The organism is Micromonospora sp. NPDC049171, from assembly GCF_040648275.1.
In the GTDB taxonomy this organism is placed as follows: domain Bacteria; phylum Actinomycetota; class Actinomycetes; order Mycobacteriales; family Micromonosporaceae; genus Micromonospora.
In genome coordinates, this window is record NZ_JBEZDJ010000039.1 from 22488 (window position 1) to 42098 (window position 19611).

Here is a 19611-nt window from a genome sequence, read left to right on the forward strand (position 1 = left end):
GTTGATGTCCGCCCCCCAGTCCAGACGAGCGATGCTGATCTAGGCCCGCCGTGACGCGTGAGCGGCGATACCCTCCCGCCGATTGCCGTCTGCCTCGGGGTTGCGGCGCATCGGGTGCAGGCTCGGACCGTCCGGCAGGATGATCGGGGGACGGGGTGTGTAGCCGTGCCTGCTGTAGAGGTCACTGGCCGAGGTGGTGCTGGTCCATGGCGGCAGGCCTAGGTGATCGAGGCGACTGCGGTGGTGGGCGAGCATGGCGGTGCCGTAGCCGGCGCCTGCGCTGCTGGGCCGTACCGCGAGAAACGCCAGCTCGTAGTGGGGCTCGGTGGGCCGCGCCTTGGCGAGCAGCCGATCGAGAGTGTCGAAGCGGTCGGGGTGCGGGCCTGCCGCGTCGGCCAGTCGCATCTGGTACTGCGCTGGTGGGGGGATGCTGCGGTATCGGTGGAAGCCGACGGTGGCGGCGGTGGCGTCGTCGGTGAGGTGAATGTCGCCGTAGAACATGGCGTGTTCGACCCAGATGCCGAGAACGTCGGTGAGGATTCGGCGGCGTGGGCCTGGGTCGGGGATCAGCCAGGTGGCGAGAGGGCTGGGATGCAGTGCGTCGGCGATGAGTGCGGCGACGTGGTCTTTGTCCGCCCAGCGGGCGGCGCGGATCAGCGTTAAAGAGTCCATGGCGAGATGTCCCCTCGATGTTGTTGGTCGCGCAGGTCAGGAGTTGCCGCTGCTGGTGGCACGGGTGTGGACGAGGAACAGGTGGTAGTCGTCGACCAGGGGGCCGGTCCGGTCGCTGCCAGGTGGCGGTGTGAGCGCGGCTCTTTCGTAGGCGAGTAGTTCGCCGGTGGCGGGGTTGAGGATCAGCAGGAAGCGGATGGCGTGGGAGGTGGCGCTGACGCCGACACCGGTTCGGCCCGCCCGGTCGGTCACCGAGCCGTGGTACGCGATGCCGGGGGTGTCGCGCAGGACGGTGAGGACCGCGGTGCGGGCGGCTTGGTTGGGAGTACGCCAGCCGAGCAGGCTGGCGAGGCCGCGGATGACGGCGGTGGGTCCGCGGAATCGGGGCTGGGTGGAGTCGATGTGCGCGGTGAGCACTTTCGGGTCGGCGGCGACCGGGCCGATGGGTCCGTCCAACTCGCCGGGGTGGTAGGTGCTGTCGTCGGTGGGCTGGTTGCCGCCGGGGTAGCGGCTGCGGATGATGCGCCCGGAGGCGTCGTCGGCGCGCCAGCGTCGCTCTTCGAACAGCACGATCCGCGTGGTGCTGCTGCCCGCGATCGCGGTGTCCGTGGCCCATTGCAGCAGGTGGACATAGGCGAACCGACCCGGGATGGAATCGCAGCCGGACGGCCCAACCGTCACCGCTTCCAGAGCCTGCCGCGCCGGGGCCGACTCCGGCAGATGCGTCGGCGATGGGTCGAGTTTCTGCTGCGCGCGTGCCTTGAGCTGTGTCGCGGTCAGGGCGGCAGTTGACGGACACGGAGACACGGCCGACTGGGACGCGGCGGTGGTGGAGGGCGAGGGTGGGGATTGGGCTGGCCCGGCGGTGCCCGTCCAGTCCGGAATGGCTGTGGCGGTGGCGAGGAGGCCGAGCGCGCAGGCGGCGGCAGTGACTCTTACGGCTCGGCGGCCCACCGGGTGGGGCGTCTCGGCCACGGGTCGCGCGTGGGGCAGGTTGTTCACGGCCAGCTTTCTTGAGGTGAGGTGAATTGGGGCTAGCGGTAGGTGGCCGTAGCGAGGTCACCCACGGCGGCGTCTACGGCGGCGGTGATGTGGCGCACCGGCTGGTAGTGCTGCGCGGCGACGGCCTTCAGGCGAGCGGCCAGGACGGTGGTGTCGTCGTCGAGGTAGAGGTGGTGCGTGAGGCCGAGATCAGCGACGAGGCCGGCGAGGGCCGCGGTGTGGTTGTCGGGTTGTTCGCGGCCGGCGGCGAGGTAGCGCAGGCGGGAGCGAGCGATGACTGCCCACTTACTGTGGGTGGGCAGGTAGGTGTCGGCGCGTATGAGGCCGCCGAAGCGCCGTCGGGTGTGGCGGCGCAGGATTCCGCCCGCGACGAGGCCGTTACGGGTGCGGTCGTAGAGGTCGGCGGAGAACCCGCGCAGCCACCCCCGCAGTAGCGGGTGGGTGTGGCGGATGGTGGCGGTCGCGGCGTCGGCGATCAGGTCTCCGACTGGCCGGTCGATGTGCGGGTATATCCGCAGGTGGCTGACCGGGCGGGTGTCGTCGTTCGGGTCGAGGATCACCCGCCCGGCCAGGTACAGGTCGATCAGGACCGCGCCCGCGAGCCCGAGGGCGAGGGTCTGCCGGTGCACGTGGGGGTGTCCGGTGTCGTCGTCGTGGCCGAGGAGGAACAGCTCGTCGCGCAGCGGCAGGCGCGGGATCGACGCGGTCATCGGCGGAGCTCCTACCGCAGCCCGGCGGTGAGCCGCCGCAGCCGCTCGTGTGCCCCGCCGTACGCGGTACCGGGGGCGGGGAGCAGGTTTTTGTCGATGGCGGCGAGGACGGTGTAGTTGGGGTCGCAGACGTTGCCGACCGGCGCCCGCCCGGCCTGCGACACGAGCTGGTAGGCGTCCAGGGTTTCCAGGCCGGTCAGGGCGGCGGCCCAGCCGACGAGGTCGTGCTGGGCGATGCGGTAGGCATCCTCCAGCGGGCGGGCGCAACCGATCGTCAGTATGTTCCGGTCGGTCTCCAACCGCGGCCAGCGTGTGGTGACGCCTTTGATGACGTCGATGGCGAGGGTGGTGGTCGTGGCGATCTCCACGCCGACGCCGCAGGCCTCGCCCTCGCCCTGGCGGGCGTGTCCGTCGCCGAGCGCGAGCATCGCCCCGTGGACGTTCACCCCGAGGTAGAGGGTGGTGCCGGCGCGCAGGTGTGGGGTGTCGAGGTTCCCGCCGTGGGTGTCGGGCACGAGTGTGGATCGGGCTTCGAACCCGCCGGGGGCGACACCGATCGTGCCGATCATCGGGTCCAGCGGCAGGTCCACGGTGTGGTCGCTGCGCGTGGCCTCGAACCGTACGGTCCCGGCCCGCCGGTCGATGCCGTACACCCACACCCGCTCCTCCAGCGGCGGTTGCAGGGTAGCGGTGTGGGAGGTAGAGGTCAGTGCGCCGAAGTGCGGAAACGTCGAGGACACACCCCAGTCCCGGGCCGGGGTGATGGCGGCGAGGTGGACGGCGAGGGTGTCGCCGGGCTCGGCGTCCTCGACGAAGAACGGCCCGGACACCGGATTGAGGTACGGCATGCGGCACACCTGCGACGGCAGGTCCGCCGGCCCCCTCACGAGGCCACCGAAGCAGTCCTGCGTCACGACGGTGAACACGTCACCGCCGCGCACGTGCGCAACCGGCATCCGACCGCCGAAGGTGTAGGCCAGCTCGTCGCGGGCGGGCCGGTAGGTGAACCTGTCCATGCCGGTCACACCCGCTCCACGTGACGCGCCTGCGGCTGCGCGGGCGCCAACCCCGACAGGGCAGGCCGACGGCCGGACAGGTACAGACCAGCCAGAACGATGACGCCGAGGGCGAGCCATGCCAGGCCTAGGCGCTGGGCGGCGATGTTGGCGTTGACCACCACCCACACCAAGATGGCGAAGCCAATGCCGGGCATGACCAGGTGCGCCCACCAGTTCCCGCTGCGCGCCCGGATGAGGTAATGCACCACGACCGAGACGTGCAGGACGAGGAACGCGACCATCGCCCCGAAGTTGATCAGCGATGACAGCAGGGTGATCCCATCCGCACGGGTGGCCATGTACAGGCCCAGCGCCAGGGACACCGCGCCGGTGAGCAGCGTCGCGTTGATCGGCACGTTGCGCCGGATCGACACCTTCGCCAGGAACGCCGGCAACTGCCGGTCACGGGCCATCGCGTACAACAGCCGAGACGTCGCGACCTGCGCGACCATCGAGTTCGGCAACCCCCACGCGATCGCCGTCGCCACCGCGCACATCGTCGCCAACCAACCCCCACCGGCCACGGCGGCGGCGTCGTAGAAGGCAGTGCCGTTTGGATCGCCCTCCGCAAGAAGGCTGCCGGGGTCGGGGACGAGCATCGCGGCCAGCCACGTCTGCGCGACGAACAGCACCCCCGCCAAGACCAGAACGGCGGCCATCGCGCGGCCGATCTGACGGGAGCCGCCCTTGGTCTCCTCCGCCAGCATGGAGATCCCGTCGAAGCCAAGGAAGGACAGCACCGCGAGCGACACCGCCCCCGCCACCACCGACCAGGTGAACGTGTCGGAGTTGTAGAACGCCTCCCAACTGAACCGGCCCTTCCCGGTCGCGAGAGCCCAGCCCGCGACGGCCACGAAGACCGCCAAGATGATCAACTCGCCGACGAGCATCACCCGGGTAACCACTGCGGTCATGCGGATGCCGACCGAGTTGACGACCGTGTTGACCGCGACGAACCCGAGCAGCCACAGCCACACCGGCACCGCCGGGACCGTGGCGTGCATCGCCACCGACGCCACCAGGTACAACAGCCCCGGCACGAGCACGTAGTCGAGGAGGATCACCCAGCCGGCGAGGAACCCGACAGGCGGGCTGATGCCGCGCCCTGCGTAGTTGTAGACGCTGCCCGACATCGGGAACGCCTTCACCATCTGCGCGTACGAGAACGCCGTGAACACCAACGCCACCACACCGACCGCGTAGGCCAGGGCCACCATCCCGCCGGAGCCGGCGTAGACGCTGCCGAAGATCGCCATCGGCGCGATCGGCACCATGTACACCAACCCGTAGGCAAGTAGATCCCGGAACCTTAGTTGACGGCTCAATTCTTGCCGGTAGCCGTAACGCTTCAATTCCTCTTTCAATTGCATCGCAGCCCTTTCGATCAGCTCGCGTTTGTCTGGGCAGGCAGCCATTGCCGGTCCGGCCTGCGGGCCTCTCCCAGTCGAAAGGGTCGCTCGGAACGAATAGCCGGGTCGATACCGGAATTGCGGACAGAGAAGTTGTCCGCATGTAGAGAGCTATGACGCGACGACCCGGCCAGCGGCCAGTTCGGCACAAGAAGTCCGGCGGTCGGGACAGGCAAGTCCGGCGTAGAGTCGCCGGTGTCCGAGGGACACTCGCCCCGGCCGGTCCGGCGGCGGGCGGGGCATGCCAGAGTTGTTCGAGGAGGGCCGTGCAAGTGGCGGATTCGGTCGCCGCCGTCTCGTTGGCCGACGCTGTCAGCGCGTCTGTCAGCTACGACCAGCTTCGGGTCTCTGACGGCACGCTCTATTGGTTGGAAACCCGTCCGGACGCTGGCGGGGTCACGACATTGACGCGCTGGCGGGCTGGCGAGGGCAAGTTCGATGCCAGCCCTGCGGGGTTCGACGTCACCAACAACGTTCACGCCTATGGTGGCGGGTCTTTCGCCATCGCCGGGGAGTCGTTGTGGTGTGTCGGCGAAGGTGGCCTGTACGAGGGCCGTCAAGGCGAGGAGCTCGACCTGGTCAGCCGGGCATCCTTGGGAGATCTGACGCTCGGCGACGGCGAGTTGCTGGCAGTGCGAGAGTCGGACCACGGCGACGAGCTGATCGCGCTTCCACTCACGGGCGCACGACAGCTGAGAACCCTCGTCGCGAGCAGAGGTTTCCTGAGCGCACCAAGGCCAGGTACGAATTCCCTGGCCTGGTCTGCTTGGAGCGAGCGTGACATGCCTTGGGATGCCTGTGAGGTATGGGTGGCACCCTATTCATCGCACGGTCACATTGAGGCACCGGTCAGGGTCGCCGGCGGTGCCGACGAGTCAGCGATCGAGCCTCGGTGGGGACCCGATGCCGCGTTGTACTTCATGTCAGACCGCAGCGGTTGGTGGAATCTGTTCCGCTGGGATGGAGACAGGGTCGAGGCGGTGGCATCCATCGCCGGCGAGTGCGCCGCAGAGCCGTGGGAGCTGGGTTACGCGTCATACGAATTTCTCGACGACGGTCGAATCGTCGTGGCAGTCCAGGAGGGGCCGCGACACCGACTCGTTGTCATCGACGCTCTCGGCACCGTCCGCCAGGTGAATCTGCCGTACACGTCGATCAAGCCCTACCTGGCCGCGCTTGGTACGACGGTGGCGTTGATCGGTTCGTCACCAACGGCGGCGCCCCAGATTGCGCTCGTTCACCTAGCCGGTGACGACCCGCAGGTGGAGGTGCTTGCACGATCGGAGCACGCCGGGCTTGCCCGGGTTCAGGTGTCGACGCCGACTGAGCTGCGGGTCCGCGTCACTGATGACCGTGAGGTCTTGGCGCTGGTGTATCCACCGACGGGCTCACCGACGTCGTGGCGGGCTCCTGTGATCGTTCGGGCGCACCCTGGGCCAACAGCATCCTGCCTGCTGCGCCTGGACTGGCAGGCGCAGTTCTTCACCAGTCGCGGATTCGCTGTCGTCGACGTGGACTACCTCGGCAGCACGGGGTACGGCCGAGCCTTCCGGGAATCTCTGTATGGCCGGTGGGGCTTAGACGACGTCGATGACTGCGTAGCAGTGGCGAACCAGCTCCTGACGGCAGGGCAAGCCGTCCCAGGACAGGTCTTCATCCGCGGTGCCAGCGCTGGCGGATACACGGCGCTGCACGCGGTGGCGCAGGATAGTCCGTTCGCTGCTGCCACCGCCATTTCAGCGATCGTGGATCCTGACCGGTGGACGAAGACTGTGCCCCGATTCCAACGTGCACATGCCATGCGGCTTCGCGGCGGTGCCGGGCGAGTCGATGCCGCCGCCGTCCAGCGACCTGTGCTGTTCATTCACGGCACTGCCGATGAAGTGGCCGTGGCCGAGGACGTACGGGAACTTGCCGATCAACTGGAGGCTCGCACTGTCCCTCACGAGCTGCTGCTCCTCCCCGGCATCGGACACTACGTGGCAACTTCCAAGCGGGCGGGTGCGGCACTGGAGGCGGAATTGGTCCACTACCGCGCAGCGATAGCAGCTGCCGTGACCAGTCGAGGCGGTCACACTGCAGCGAGCGGCAGCTGATGGCGAACGTATTCGCCGAGCTCACGAACCTCCGGCTCGCATCGGTAGGGCTCTAGGTCGGCTTGGACCTCGACGACGCGCTGCAAGCAACGGTGCGAGGCGGTCTTCGCCGCATGATCTACCGCCTCCCGGGCGGCAACGCAGGCTTCGTCAATGCGGCCGGCGGCGGCCAACGACGAGGCCAGTAGCGCGGTGTCGATGGCAAGACGACGGACGTGCGTGGGACTCAACGCGGCAAGAGCGTCACCCAGGTGCTGTTGCGTCTGCTGCGGTCTGCCCAGGTCATGGAAGCAATGGGCCATCTCGTCCGCCAGGTACGCCGACGTGAAGTACCTAATCCATGTCGGCTCGTCCTCAGGCCGGCTGCGGGCCAGATGTCTCTCCGCGATGTCTAGGTGGCTGAGGCACTCGCCTTCACGTCCGAGTCGGGCGTGCGAGCGTGCCACCACGGCGTGCAGCCCTGCCTTCACGGCTGGCGTCGCCAGACCCTCACCGCCTCGCACCGCCGTGAGCGCCATCCTCAGGGCCGGCTCGGGGTGACCGCAGTGCAGCGCGAGGTGGCCGATGTTCACAGCCAGCAGGTAGCTGCCGTAGAGGCGGTCCTCGGCGGCCTGCGTCAACCGCAATGCACGTAGGTAGCGGCGCTGTGCGAGACCATAGGCACCGGTATCGACCGCCTGGTAGCCGCACAGCTCGAAGAAGCCAGCCGCCAGCGTGTACAGACGCCGACCGATCGCTTCCGAGGCGGGACTGTTCGCCAGCAACCGGTTCAGCTCATCCTCGACGTATCGCTGCACCTGGGCGTGGATCCGTCCAGCGCCGTGCGTGTGGTCCAACTGTCGGAACATCTCCAGGGCGGTCTCAGCGGAAAAGAGGTCCTCATCGCAGACCTGATCAGACGAGCCGGGTCGCGCGTGCAGGGACAGGAGCGGGCCGGATGGGGCATTCAGCCAGTCCAGGGCGGCACGATCAAGGACCCCCGGTTGAAATGGGACCCGGACGACCATCTCAGATATCACCGACGGCTGCGCCGAGTAGGTGGGCAGCAACTTGGTGCCGCCCGCAGGGCCGGCCGGCGGCGGGCCCTCCTCGTTCCGCGTCTTCTCAAGCAGCGGTAGCAGTCGAATCAGGGCTCCGTCGGCCGCCAGCGCCTTGTCACATGCCTCGACGAATTCCCGAGAGGGGAATCGGTCCGCGGTCTCGACCCGACGAATCAGATCAGCGCTAAATCGGATCATGGAGCCCAAGCGAGCCTGGGAGAGATCGGCCCGCTCCCGCCGCTGTCGGAGTTCGGCACCGAAGAAATGCCGCTCGGACAAGGATGGCTGTAGCGCCCGCGGGGCCTGACCCATGACACCGCCTCCTCAGGCCACTCCGGACCAAGCGAAATCGAGCGGCGTGGACATCGCACATAGGGTCGCTCACCGTCTGGCGGGATGCAACCAGGATCGCCTGAATCGCTGCCGATTGACAGCCCCACACGTTGGGCACGCGGATGCGGACAACCACTTCGTCCGCATGCCCGGCGTTCACCCAGAGGACTCGAAAGGTGAGTGTGGAGATACCGGCACCACGCCGCACGTCGATGGAGGTTGGGGCCTGCGATGACGACTACCCATGGCGATATCACCGAGATCGACTACGGGGCGATGATCCGCTCCTTGAATCAGGCGCACTACGCGGGTGAAACCTCGTTCTACGACACAGCGCCGCTGCGTACATGCGAGGAGGCGCTCTACCACGGGCTCGGCACCGAGGCGCGGATCCTCGATGTCGGGTGCGGAGCAGGTCGTGTGACCCGGGCGATCACCGCGCTCGGCGGCAACGTCGTCGGCGTCGACATCAACGAAGCAGCTCTGACCGCAGCCCGAGTCGCGTGCCCGCACGGCACATTCGTGCACGGCAGCATGAGCGCACTGCCGCTACCTACGGCCAGCTTCGACCAGGTGTGGTGCCTGCGTTTCTCCTTCAACGCCCTCGCAACCGAAGCCGAACGGCTGGAAACCCTGCACGAGCTGTGGCGAGTGTGCGCCCCGGGAGGCCGCGTCCTGGTAGAGACGTTCAACTGGCACTATGCCGGCCGCTTCGGGCTTGTCCGCATCGCCAACGTCCTGGACATGACCGCACGCGCCGTCCGTTGGCAGGGCCAACGCCGTGCTGGCTCTAGGCCACTGCCCGCGCGCGACATCATCTATCTGGCCAACAAGGCCAGCGGTGCCGCGCCCGGCTACGCCCACCTCACCACCGCAACCGAGCTGTACCTCCTGGCCTCGGCCTGCGGCATTCGTCAGCACGCGATCGTGACCTCCGAAGCTGGTGTCTTGTCGACACCTTCGCCCCCGATTCGCAGCAGACACCGTCGCTACTCCATGTGGCTGGTCCTCAGCAAGTCCCCGGAGCAGCCATGAGTCTCCTGACCATCGGCAACCGCTCACTGGAGCTGCGCGTCGCGAAGTCGGCACCGCCGTCGCTGCGGCACTTCGTCACCCGGATCACCCGCGCGGAACGCCCGACCGGGCAGGCAACCCAGTCCATGCACGTGTGCGGTGGCGACCGGACCCGGTTGATCGTCGACACATGCAAAAACGAAGTCCTGCTCGAACTCGCCGCAAATCTGCCCGGTGGCCAGGCCACGCTCGAGATCGGGATACTCCAGGCCGCCGCTCGTTCCATGGCCGTTATGGGCAATGACGACCTGGCGCTCCTTCACGGCAGCGCGATTACCACCGACGAAGGAAAGTCGGCCGTGGCGGTGCTGGACGGCGGTCGCGGGCAGGGTAAGACCTCCCTCGCGCTGGGCCTCGCCGCGCGCGGCGGAAGCCTACTTGTCGACGAATTCGCATTCACCGTCGTCCGCCACGACCAGCCGTGCATCGTGCCGATGCCGACCATGCCCTGGCACCTCCGAGCCGACATGGCGGCACTGCTGGTCCCTGGGGCCGCAGAGCGGCTTCTCTACCCGGTGGATCTGCCCGCCGGGGCGCTAGCCGAGCACCGGCCTGTGCCGTTGAGCCTCATCGTCATCCCGGACCACGGACTGCCGGCGGGCGAACTGCGGGAGGCGCCCGCCCCAGCGGGCCGCGACCTGCTACGCGCCGCGGTGACCGACCACGAGGCCAAGCTCCGCAACCCAAGGCTTGACCACGTCTCGATTTTCGACTCACCCGACGACGTCAGCATCGGCCGCAATCTCTGCGGAGCCAGCCGGGATGAGAAGATGATCGAGGCGCTGAGCGCCGTTCCGATCGTCCGTGCCGGCATCGGCAAGCCACACGACCTGCCCGCGAGCGTCATGGCGGTCAGCCGCCGGATAGCGGGAGGCACCTGATGCCGATGCTGCCCACGCCACCACCGATGCTCCTCCTCGCGGGCACCAGCGAGGCCGGAAAATCGAGCGCGGGCGAGTACCTGGGCGCTCTCGGCGCTCGACGCATCAAGATCCGAACAATCCTAGTGCAACTCACCACGGGCCGGGAGGCCTACCACGAAGGCGCGGAAACGCGCGAAGACTTCGCGTACGAGGAGTTCATCGCGAAGCTCATCGAGCTGTCGATTGCCAGTGAGGCCCCGTTGGTAGTCGAGAGCTTCATCGACGCCGCTCTCACGGCCGAACTGAAGCGGGCATGGCCAGCACCATGCGACATCATTTTCATCACCGCGCCGCAGGCCCTGCGCATCAGACGCTTGGCAGCGGCTCGAGGAATGAGCACCAAGCAGGCGCAACAGATCGTCCGTCGCAAGGACGACCGCAAGCGAGTTCACGAACAGTTACCGACCTGGCGCGCTGTTGCCGATCATTGGATCGACAACAGCGCCGACATCACCAGCTTCAGGGCTCGTTTACGTGGCGCGCTCGAGACCATCCAGACACCCCCGGGAGGCATCCCCTCATGATCCGTCGCTACTCCTCGGCCGGCGCCGTCGTCACGACCGATGACCTGAACGCCCCGTCCGTCCTGCTCCTCGACCAGATTCGGAAGACCGGCGAACGACAGACCGTGGCCCCGAAGGGTCGCCTGGAGCCGGGCGAGGCCCCGCTACAGGCAGCCACGCGGGAGGTGACCGAGGAAGCTGGCTTGACCGACACGCACTACAGCGCCTACCTCGGACAGGAGGGCTACACCTTCGTCGACAACGACGGCACAACCGCCGCAAAAACGGTCGACTGGTTCCTCTTCAGGGCGTCATCCACGGCAACAACCCCGAACCGAGACGAAGGCTTCGTGGAAGCCCGCTGGCTCGACGCCGACTCCGCCCGCCAGGCTGCCAGTCATCCGCAATTCCAGCAGATACTGGACCGCGCCCTCGCCATCATCGCCTGGCGTTCCGCACGGCCTCTACCTTTCAGCAAGGACCTCAGTCGCCTGATCGCGGAGGTGGCAGCGGGGGCACAAGCGGCCGTCGCCGAGCATCCGGAAGCCGGAGTCGGGCTGTGCGGATCTGCCGCACGTGGCGACTTCGTCGACGGGTGGAGCGACGTCGACTTCATCGCCTGGAACCTGCCCGGTGCATCGAGCGCGACAACCGAGCTCGAGGGAACCGTCACCCGAGCCGCCCACCGCCTTGGCCTGCGGGCATCACTGCACCTTGCTGACGACAAGGGGCGCGACGCACGTCGCCTTGGCGACCTGTACGACATGAAGATGCGCGCCGTACTGCGTCGTGTCGGAATCGACACCGCCGTGATCGCGGGCACCGCGCCTACTCACGCATTACCGGAAGAAACCGACCTCGCCGGTGACATCGGTGTGCTGCACAAATTTGCTCTCCTACGTCTCAGCAGGAGCCGCGACAGTGTTCCGGAGCGCGAGGACGCGGCGCGCCGGGTGCTGTCCGTACTCTCAAGCGCCGCCCGGCTGCTTGTGACACACCGGCGCCCGGATGCGCCCCTGCGACTTCCCGACGTCGCAGACGCCCTGCATGACTGGCCCGGTGATCAGCTCCGCGCGTTGCTGCACGACTACAACGCCTACCGACGCGCTGGCGCGGGCAACATCGGCCAGGCAGAACAGCTCGCCGCGCGCGTTCCCAGCGTGCTCATGGAATCACAGCGACTCGCCGAAGAGCTCTCACAGCGATGATCCTCTTCGTCGACGGCATCGACGGCAGCGGCAAGACAACACTTGTCCGCCACCTTCACGAGGCACTCAACTCCGCAGACATCGACACACACGTCGCTGAGCCGCTTTGGCAGCACCTCACGCCGATTACCGCTCCCGAACAGTTCGGCCCCTGGGTCACCAGCAGCAGCGGGACAGAGGTGGCCATAGCGCTGGTGAGAGCGATGATCGGTCGGATCGACAGCCTGCGGCGGGGCAGCGAAAAGCAAACCAGCGTGCATCTCGTTGATCGAGGGCCAAAGACCGTCTACGCCTCTGCTCTCGCACACGCCGGAGGACATCACACGAAACTCGGCGACCTGCGGGAACTTCTCGCCAACGCCGTCCGCGCGCTTCAGGAAACCCAGCCGTGCACGGCGGTTGAACTTGGCGCCGAAGATGCGCTCGGGGTCGCCCTGCCACGCCTCGAAAAAGTTCAGCCCGTAAGTCCGCGATACCTGGGGTACCTACGGACGTTCGCGGAGGAGATGCGGGTCGGGCCTGATTGGCCAGGGCTGCCAACGCAGCGAGTGAACTCTTTCGCCTCAGCCGACGATAGTTGCCGAGCCGTCCTCGCGGCGCTCCACCACGGCCTACACCCAGCCGCGCCCAACTGATTGGACGTCCACCCGTTTCCGGCGTCACGTTGGGGCTCACTTCCGTGAGTACACAAGTAGGTGGTGGTTCCACCGCCAATCCACGTCATGCTCCGGGCCCAGGTCTTCGACTGCCGATGCCTGGTGGGCCTCCCAGATACCCCGGTAGTTTCGGCTACCGGACATCATCACAGTCTTCGATTGGGGAATCGACCACGTGTCGCACATCGAGAAGATCACCGCTGAACTCCGGGCACTGGCGACGGGCGTCGAGCGCGCGCAGGGACTGGCAGCCGCGGCCGACAGTCAGGCACAGGAGGTGGCCCTGCGGGCCGCGGGCGCTGGCTTCGCCGCGGTGGCGGTGGGCGTAACGCGAGTGCGGAGTGCGATCACCGATATTCAAGGTGGCCTGGGCAGCCTCGGCGGTTCGATCGGTGAGGCGACGAAGGCAACCGCGGCCGTTCCGCACGAAGCGACTCCGCAGGAGACGATCTCCGGGCTGACACCCGTCCACGCGGCGGTAGACAGCACCCGAGACGCGACGGCAGCGACGATCGCTCAGGTTGGTGAGGCACAGCGGCTTGTCACCATGATCCTGCAGGGCGGGCAGCCCGGGCCCCTGCTACAGGCGCTGGAAAGCATCAAGCAGGTCCTGGTACTGGTAGTCCAGCGCACCAGCACCACTCGGCAGCTCATCGAAGCCGCGATCACTGAAGCACGGCATATCGGGTCCTCGGGAAACTGATCGGGGCTGGCAGTCCCAGACCGGCCAGCCCGCCCCCTCTTGCCACCAGCAATCCGAACCCGCCGCCTCCCGCCTCCGGCAGCGGTGCCTCGGGTAACCGCAACCACACCCCCTGGAGCCGGCATCCCACCGGCGTCCTCGGCGGATCACCTACCGGGCCCCGAACCAGGATCCCGCCCCGGGCGGATCAGAGGGTGCAGCGTGCGTTGGAGTTGGAGAACGCGTGTGCCGACACGGTCGCCGGCAAGGGTTACCGCTTGCACCAGAACCCGACCAGGCAGGAGCTCGCCGAGGCGCGGCGGAACACGGGCGACGCCGGGAAGCCGGACAAGGACCCGGACTACCTGATCGAAGGCCATGTCTTCGACTGCTACTCACCGACCCCCGCCAAAGCCGCACGCGGCGTCTGGACGGAAGTCTCGGGAAAGGTGGCGAGCCAGCAGACCCAACGGATCATGCTCAACCTGCGGGACTGGCGTGGCGACCTCGGCACCCTGCAGAAGCAGTTCGACGACTGGCCCATCCACCACCTGAAAGAACTCACAGCGCTGACCCGCAGCGGTGAGATCATTCAGATCGTCCGACGAGACTGAGAAGGCAGGCAGCACGTGGGTATCGAGTACCGACTGACGCTGGCGGGCGACATCCCGCTGGAACACGTGGCCGAAATCGTGGCTCCCGGGAACGTCGAGGAGTCAACTCTGCCCGGATACCCCCGACTACTCGGCGCTGACCTCGGTGACGAGTCCGGATACACCGTCAGCATCTATGCGGGCAGAAACGGTTACTACGACGCCGAGGACGACGACGGCTCCCAATGGGAATGGGAACCCGACACGTACGTCAACATCGTCTTCCACATGCACAAGGACGACACGTCCGGCAGGGCGGTCCCCGACATGGTCTCGGCCGTCGACCGGCTGCTCGCCAGCAGGCCGGAGGACGCGGCACTGACACTGAACGGTAACTGGCTGCTACTGACCCGAGTCGCAGGAGCCCTTCGAAGGCACCGACCGTCGTGGTGGAACAACTATGGCCTCGACCATCGTCCCGCCTGAGTAGAAGCCCGCGAGTTGGGATGACCGCCTGAGGGCGCAGGATCGTTTAGCTCGGCCCCACGACGCGCTTGAATCCAGGTAGTTCCTCCGAGGAACCCCGCCGTACGGCAGGAACAGGAATCGCAGCGAGTGACCGCGGTGATCGAGACGAAACGAGCGAAGGGGCAACGACGCCGCCGCCGTTGCCCGCTCCCGACGCGTTCACGCTCCTGACCAGCGTCGGCGTTCTGGATACTGGTGGCTTAGGACGGAACGCCACCCGCAGGCACCGCAGCACGCGGCGCAACTGCCGGCGCAGACGAGCGAGGCAAGCCAGGAGCTTGTCCACTGGACGATCACCGGCAGTCGCGAATCGGGGTGGCCGGGTGGGTCCCGTCGGGACTGATGCTGAGGCGCGCAGGACGAGCGCATGAGAGTTATTCGACGCTCTTACCGCGAAGCATAAGTAGCGCGAGGTCTATCGTCTCGATTACGGCGCTTTCGGCAGATTGGGTCATGTGTGCGATATCCGAAATCGGGAGATGGTCATGAAAGCGCAAATAGATGATTTCACGCCACTCGCTGGGCATAGCTTGCAATCGTCTTGAGTAATCGCTTGCAGCCGTGTCGCCCGCAGCGTATTCGATGCCCACACCCTGCTGCTCCAAGAAATCGGGGTGATCGATGCTTACATGAGCGCAGGCAGTGTTCGCGCGACGCACTTCGGCTACTTTGTGAACGGGAACATCAAGGTGTCTGGCGATTTCCTCCTCACGGGGCGACCTCCCGAGTTGTGCGTACAGAGAGTCCCCTGCTTCACGAACAGCTGAGCCGTAGTCCTGCAGCACGGTTCGGGTCCCGGTCTGAAGATCCGCTCTAACGAGACCGTGCAACAGCCCGGCGATACGAGATCTGAGATACGAGAGGAATAGTCCGCGCCTCGGGTCTTGGTATTTGATCGCCAGAGCGACAGCCTCACCCCACACTTCTTCGGCGTATTCTGGACGATTCATCTTCCAAGCCGCACTCGTGGCAATCTTTTCGGCGATTGGCTTGAGTTCGATCGCCAAAGCGTTTTCGAGTCGACGACGGTGTGGGTCCGAATCTGGGTACAGCCGAATTCGATCAAGTGTACTACGAATTTTCAGCTCGTCTTTGGAGGGACGTAGGGTCGGGAAGGCGGCGATGATGTCGTCGACGGTCGTGGTAGACGGCAGGAAGGTCCGGGCGACACGCAGGAGATAATCCCGATCCGGAATAAGGCCACGCTCCACATCCTGGACCCTCTGCACACTCACACCAAGCTTGGCCGCGAACTGGTCTCGCGTCCGCCGAACTGCCACCCGAACTGCGGCAAGAAAGATGGATGGCGGCTCCTGGCGAAACCGGGAGAGTTCAGCCACGCCTGATCGAGGTATACCGATTATTGGGCCGATTTGCTTAAAATCGGGATCAGCAAGGGGGATCTTGTCGATCAGGTCCAGTAGGAAGTTCCACGACGGCACTCGTCGCCCGACCCGATAATCATGGACCGCGCTCGGGCTGTACCCGGTCAGCCGCGCGATATCGGCCAGGGACATATCCAGCTCCGCACCAGCCCACTCCAGGTACTTCCTTGCCGCACCGCGCCGGGACTTTCGATCCCTACCCTGCACATTAGACTTCACAGCTCCAGCCACGACAGCGGATCGTAGGATGCTCTGTAGGGCGCCAACGGACCAACTGTGCGACGTGTTCACCGGTCGGGGCCGCAGCGGGCGCAGTCATGGACGACCAGATCGGCGGTCCGACCTGAAGACGCTGGCTGACCGGGACAGCGACGCCGAGACTTTTCGGGGCGGATGCGGCTGTCGCGGGAGCGGCACGCACGCCTCGACGCGGCACCGCCCCGAGCCACCGCCCCTGGCCCAAGGGGCCGGTTGCCTTCTGCTTGCTCTGCGCCGCGAGGGCCTCACCATAATCGGTTATCCGGTAGACGCGCCGTAGCCGAGATTTGAAGTGCTTCCTGCCTCCTGGCGCCCCTGACAGCGGTACCCGTTTGGCGTACGCCGGAAGGCCGCCCGTCAGGCCAACACGCTTCGCACGCTGTGATTCGGATCCTGCGCGAGACGATCGTGAACGGACCGCCGGACCTCGTCTGTCTCCACACCGCCGAGCGCCTCAGCCAAGGCCCGCCGTACCCTGACGTCGGAATCGGTCGCAAGCCGCATCCCGGCCTGGACGGGCGTCCCGTGCCTGGCCCAGAGAATGGCGGCGAACGACCTCAGCGCCCACCCTTGGATCAGCAGATAGCCGACGTCCTCGCGCATCGCGTCGCCCAACTGCTGGAGCGCTCGCGTGACCCAGTAGCCGGACTCGCCGCCGCCGTTGACGAGCAACTCGTAGGCATGGTCGCGCACCGCCGTCCGCTGCCCGTCGTCGCCAGCCATGCACGCGGCGAGAAAGAGCGCCCGCTCGCGGCTGTCCATATCGTTGCGGACCACCCGCATGCCGCCGAGGCGGTGAGCGAAACCCCGCTCCAACTCGTCGTGCAGCGACGGCTGCGGTTCCGAGGCGATGCGCATCGCCGCCGCGAAATGCTCGCCACGATCCTCCGCGGACAGCTGCGGGGCGAGATTGGCGGCCGCGATGAGGTAGTCCCCCCGATCGGCGGCGCCTACGTGTGTGTCGTCTGCCCTCTGCAGCAGTTCCGACACGGCCGAACCGAGCAGGTCGCCCGGCAGACCCCGCACGAGCAGCGAATCCCCGACGGCGCCGGTTCCTTCGGTGAAAACACCCGGTTCGTGGACGAGCGGGGTCGTGAGCCTGGCCAAGGCCGCCTCGGCTTGCTCCGGCGACACACTCTCGGTGTCGTGGAACGCCAGCGTCTCCCGCGCCCAGTGGTTGCCCTTCGCCGCGAGCTCCGCGAGGAGCGGCCGCGTGACGTCGATGAACCGGTCCACGGCTTTCTGCACAACCGGTTTACGCGCAGATTGCGACCGGGCGAGCAGGTTTACCAGGTGGGAGCAGGCACGTTTCGCGAGTTGCGGCTGGGCGAGGGCGATACGGGCTACTGCGACGGCCTCATTCTCGTCGTGAAACCGGTAATGCTCGTCGTCCAAGGGCGGCTGCCGCTCGAAGTGCGCGAGCGCCTTATCGGCGTGCTCGGGCGCGAGCCGATGCGCGAGGCCGGCTAGCGCGCCGACCGCCCCGTTGTAGCGCGACACCGCGAGCATGCGGATGTCCGGCAGCTCGTACGCCTCGGCAGCGGCGATCTCGATCAGGATTCGGTCGGAGATAACCTCCACCAGGTCGTCCGGCACCAAGTCGGCCTGCTGCTCGATCAGCCGAAATGCCGTGCCGACCGTCCAATAGTTCAGCGCCGACAGCTCCGGCGTGACGTCAATGAACCTGTCGGCGAACTGTTTGCCCAGCTCTTTGATCTCCTTTGCAGCACCCGCCCGTGCGAGGTGCCGTGCCGCGAGGCCGGGTTCGTCCGCCTTTGCCAGCGCGGCCGCCAAGACCCGCCTCGCGTCGCGTTCGCCCGCCCAATCACCAGCCGAGACGGCGTCCCGCAGGGCTCGCTGGGCGGAGATCGTCGCCGGGCGCAATCGATCGACCCGCAGCGCCTCCAGCGCCGACTCGTAGGCCGACTCGGCGATCGAGAGGATCCGCGGGGAAGTTCCCAGCTCACGTAGGGCCTTCTGCAGCGGCAGCAACTCGTCCGAGGTGAAGGGATTCCAGTACTCGCGGAAAGTCCGGCGGCTGAGCGTCCAGGTCGTCGCGTCGGCCCAGCGCCGCGCCAGGGAGGCGTCGCCGGTGGCGTCGTCCCACAGTGCCTCGGCCTCCTTGAACTCCTGGTGCAGCGCCCGATGCCGTGCATAACGGGCCGTCACCAAGGCGAGCAGGTCGTACCCCAACTTGAGCGTTCGTGCGTCGGTGAGAATCGCCGTCCAGTCGCCGGTCGCCTCGGCGGCGAGTAGGCGCAGCCGCGTCCGGAGAACGGGGTCCCGGAAATCGCCCTCGATCGCGGCCGCGATCGTGTCGCTCAGCGATGAGAGCGCGGCCGAGTCGTCATTCGCGAGGGCGACCTCCCCCGCGAGGGCCGCGAGGCGCGCCCTATCGATATCCTCTCCGACACCCGCGACGTCGTTCACAGCACCGAGTGGGTTGAAGTAGAGGTTCGACGCCGCGCCGGCCACCTGCGTAAACCACGGTGGCGCGCCAGCACTGACGAGTTCGCGCAGTCGCCGGTGGGCGACATCGGCGGTGGAAGTCAGCCCGAGATCGAGCGCCGCCCAGAACTCGTCGAGGCACTGGCGCGCTGCCTCATCGGCGCGGCCGACACGCGCGAGTAGCCGGCCTCGCTCCGCGTCGTACAGTGCGGCGTAGGCGCCGAACGGCGTCGCACGCAGTTTCCCTTGCGCCTCCTCAAGCAGGCCCAGCGCCCGCTCAGGGTCGTCGGGTAGCGCTCGCGCCTCCCGTAGCAGGTCGGCCGCGCCGGTCGTCTCCTCCGGCGTCCTCGCCAGGGCTTCACGGATAGCGACCGTCTCCACGGACGGCACCACCACGGACTCCAACTCAAACGGAAGACAGAACGCCCGAGCCGTCTCCTCACCAAAGAACTCGACGACGATGTCCGGGCGCGTGCGAAGCAGCAGCGAAAACTCTTGTCGGTCCCACAGGTCCAGCTCGATGGGACGGAGATGCTTGCGGAGATCGGCCAGCACCGGCGGCACGGTCTTGCTCTTGACATCGATACTGACGCCGATGATCAGGCGGTCGATCGTGAAGGGTCGCTCGGTGTCCCGGAACTTCTTCACGGCGGCTTTGAGGTCGGCCGGGCCAAAGCGCTTGTACTTCTTGCTCTGCAGGCCGACACCGCCGCCGTCCGGCGCCAGCGCGACAACGTCCAGGCCCTCTTGTGCCTGACCGCGCTCGCCGTAGATCTGGGCGTAACGCAGCCCCTCCACGTCGCGCAGGATGCGCCATTGGATGCGCTCGAAGTCCTCCCACGACAGCTCGTCTAGGGGCAGGACCTCAAGCTTTCCGATGACCCTGGCCGGCGTGACCTGCGACGGGCCTTGGTAAAGCGCGGAATCAAGTGGTACCGGGTTCCACAAGACGGCGACTCCTAGATTTGATGCGCTGGATCCTCTTCGACTACGGCAGCTACCTCCGTCAGGTCGCCTCGTCGGTGACCGCACC

At 66.9% G+C, this 19611-nt stretch carries 17 protein-coding genes; 9 read left to right on the forward strand and 8 right to left on the reverse strand.

The window, feature by feature from the left end; translation table 11 throughout:
* Positions 1 to 39 precede the first annotated feature (39 nt).
* The 5 genes from AB0B14_RS33700 to AB0B14_RS33720 form a co-directional block, all read right to left on the reverse strand.
* Positions 40 to 672: a GNAT family N-acetyltransferase gene (locus AB0B14_RS33700; protein WP_357526097.1), complete on the reverse strand. Its 633-nt coding sequence runs from the start codon at positions 670 to 672 to the stop codon at positions 40 to 42.
* A 36-nt stretch (positions 673 to 708) separates the two neighbouring features.
* On the reverse strand, positions 709 to 1353 hold the full coding sequence (locus tag AB0B14_RS33705; protein ID WP_357526099.1) for a hypothetical protein: 645 nt from the start codon (positions 1351 to 1353) through the stop codon (positions 709 to 711).
* A gap of 353 nt (positions 1354 to 1706) precedes the next feature.
* Complete coding sequence (locus AB0B14_RS33710; protein ID WP_357526102.1) at positions 1707 to 2384, reverse strand: GPP34 family phosphoprotein; 678 nt, start codon at positions 2382 to 2384, stop codon at positions 1707 to 1709.
* Positions 2385 to 2395: 11 nt separating this feature from the next.
* On the reverse strand, positions 2396 to 3409 hold the full coding sequence (locus tag AB0B14_RS33715; protein ID WP_357526104.1) for an acetamidase/formamidase family protein: 1014 nt from the start codon (positions 3407 to 3409) through the stop codon (positions 2396 to 2398).
* Entirely contained in the window at positions 3406 to 4812 is a 1407-nt protein-coding gene (locus AB0B14_RS33720; protein WP_357526106.1) for an APC family permease, read from the reverse strand. The genes AB0B14_RS33715 and AB0B14_RS33720 overlap by 4 nt, the downstream gene beginning before the upstream one ends.
* 311 nt (positions 4813 to 5123) lie before the next feature.
* Between AB0B14_RS33720 and AB0B14_RS33725 the strand changes: the two genes are divergently transcribed.
* Positions 5124 to 6947 carry a prolyl oligopeptidase family serine peptidase gene (locus AB0B14_RS33725; protein ID WP_357526108.1) on the forward strand — a complete coding sequence of 608 codons (1824 nt, stop codon included), beginning with the start codon at positions 5124 to 5126 and terminating at the stop codon, positions 6945 to 6947.
* Here AB0B14_RS33725 and AB0B14_RS33730 read toward each other — a convergent pair.
* A complete protein-coding gene (locus tag AB0B14_RS33730; protein ID WP_357526110.1) occupies positions 6923 to 8299 on the reverse strand; it encodes a helix-turn-helix transcriptional regulator in 1377 nt (458 codons plus the stop codon). The two genes, AB0B14_RS33725 and AB0B14_RS33730, sit on opposite strands and share 25 nt — an antisense overlap.
* A 252-nt stretch (positions 8300 to 8551) precedes the next feature.
* Between AB0B14_RS33730 and AB0B14_RS33735 the strand changes: the two genes are divergently transcribed.
* The 8 genes from AB0B14_RS33735 (at position 8552) to AB0B14_RS33770 (ending at position 14445) form a co-directional block, all read left to right on the forward strand.
* Positions 8552 to 9355, forward strand: a complete 804-nt coding sequence (locus AB0B14_RS33735) for a methyltransferase domain-containing protein (protein ID WP_357526112.1) — start codon at positions 8552 to 8554, stop codon at positions 9353 to 9355.
* Positions 9352 to 10275, forward strand: a complete 924-nt coding sequence (locus AB0B14_RS33740; protein ID WP_357526114.1) for a hypothetical protein — start codon at positions 9352 to 9354, stop codon at positions 10273 to 10275. Before AB0B14_RS33735 ends, AB0B14_RS33740 begins: the two co-directional genes overlap by 4 nt.
* Positions 10275 to 10841 carry a hypothetical protein gene (locus tag AB0B14_RS33745; protein WP_357526116.1) on the forward strand — a complete coding sequence of 189 codons (567 nt, stop codon included), beginning with the start codon at positions 10275 to 10277 and terminating at the stop codon, positions 10839 to 10841. Before AB0B14_RS33740 ends, AB0B14_RS33745 begins: the two co-directional genes overlap by 1 nt.
* Positions 10838 to 12028 (forward strand): NUDIX domain-containing protein, encoded by a 1191-nt coding sequence (locus AB0B14_RS33750; RefSeq protein WP_357526117.1) that lies wholly within the window; start codon positions 10838 to 10840, stop codon positions 12026 to 12028. Before AB0B14_RS33745 ends, AB0B14_RS33750 begins: the two co-directional genes overlap by 4 nt.
* Positions 12025 to 12663, forward strand: coding sequence for a hypothetical protein (locus AB0B14_RS33755; protein WP_357526119.1), 639 nt, complete (start codon positions 12025 to 12027; stop codon positions 12661 to 12663). Before AB0B14_RS33750 ends, AB0B14_RS33755 begins: the two co-directional genes overlap by 4 nt.
* A 196-nt stretch (positions 12664 to 12859) precedes the next feature.
* The gene (locus tag AB0B14_RS33760) at positions 12860 to 13387 is read left to right on the forward strand and encodes a DUF6244 family protein (RefSeq protein WP_357526121.1); all 528 of its coding nucleotides are present in this window, start codon (positions 12860 to 12862) and stop codon (positions 13385 to 13387) included.
* A 206-nt stretch (positions 13388 to 13593) separates the two neighbouring features.
* The gene (locus AB0B14_RS33765; protein WP_357526123.1) at positions 13594 to 13980 is read left to right on the forward strand and encodes a hypothetical protein; all 387 of its coding nucleotides are present in this window, start codon (positions 13594 to 13596) and stop codon (positions 13978 to 13980) included.
* A gap of 15 nt (positions 13981 to 13995) precedes the next feature.
* On the forward strand, positions 13996 to 14445 hold the full coding sequence (locus AB0B14_RS33770) for a SitI3 family protein (protein WP_357526125.1): 450 nt from the start codon (positions 13996 to 13998) through the stop codon (positions 14443 to 14445).
* A 416-nt stretch (positions 14446 to 14861) separates the two neighbouring features.
* On the opposite strand, the gene AB0B14_RS33775 is transcribed toward AB0B14_RS33770, so the two are convergent.
* Positions 14862 to 16004: a sigma-70 domain-containing protein gene (locus AB0B14_RS33775; protein WP_357526127.1), complete on the reverse strand. Its 1143-nt coding sequence runs from the start codon at positions 16002 to 16004 to the stop codon at positions 14862 to 14864.
* A gap of 483 nt (positions 16005 to 16487) precedes the next feature.
* On the reverse strand, positions 16488 to 19526 hold the full coding sequence (locus tag AB0B14_RS33780; RefSeq protein WP_357526129.1) for a hypothetical protein: 3039 nt from the start codon (positions 19524 to 19526) through the stop codon (positions 16488 to 16490).
* Positions 19527 to 19611: the final 85 nt, after the last annotated feature.

Coding starts and splice junctions, on each gene's coding strand:
- AB0B14_RS33710 (WP_357526102.1), bottom strand. CDS start 2,384: ATGACCGCGTCGATCCCGCGCCTGCCGCTGCGCGACGAGCTGTTCCTC.
- AB0B14_RS33775 (WP_357526127.1), bottom strand. CDS start 16,004: ATGTCCCTGGCCGATATCGCGCGGCTGACCGGGTACAGCCCGAGCGCG.
- AB0B14_RS33735 (WP_357526112.1), top strand. CDS start 8,552: ATGACGACTACCCATGGCGATATCACCGAGATCGACTACGGGGCGATG.
- AB0B14_RS33730 (WP_357526110.1), bottom strand. CDS start 8,299: ATGGGTCAGGCCCCGCGGGCGCTACAGCCATCCTTGTCCGAGCGGCAT.
- AB0B14_RS33700 (WP_357526097.1), bottom strand. CDS start 672: ATGGACTCTTTAACGCTGATCCGCGCCGCCCGCTGGGCGGACAAAGAC.
- AB0B14_RS33750 (WP_357526117.1), top strand. CDS start 10,838: ATGATCCGTCGCTACTCCTCGGCCGGCGCCGTCGTCACGACCGATGAC.
- AB0B14_RS33720 (WP_357526106.1), bottom strand. CDS start 4,812: ATGCAATTGAAAGAGGAATTGAAGCGTTACGGCTACCGGCAAGAATTG.
- AB0B14_RS33740 (WP_357526114.1), top strand. CDS start 9,352: ATGAGTCTCCTGACCATCGGCAACCGCTCACTGGAGCTGCGCGTCGCG.
- AB0B14_RS33755 (WP_357526119.1), top strand. CDS start 12,025: ATGATCCTCTTCGTCGACGGCATCGACGGCAGCGGCAAGACAACACTT.
- AB0B14_RS33745 (WP_357526116.1), top strand. CDS start 10,275: ATGCCGATGCTGCCCACGCCACCACCGATGCTCCTCCTCGCGGGCACC.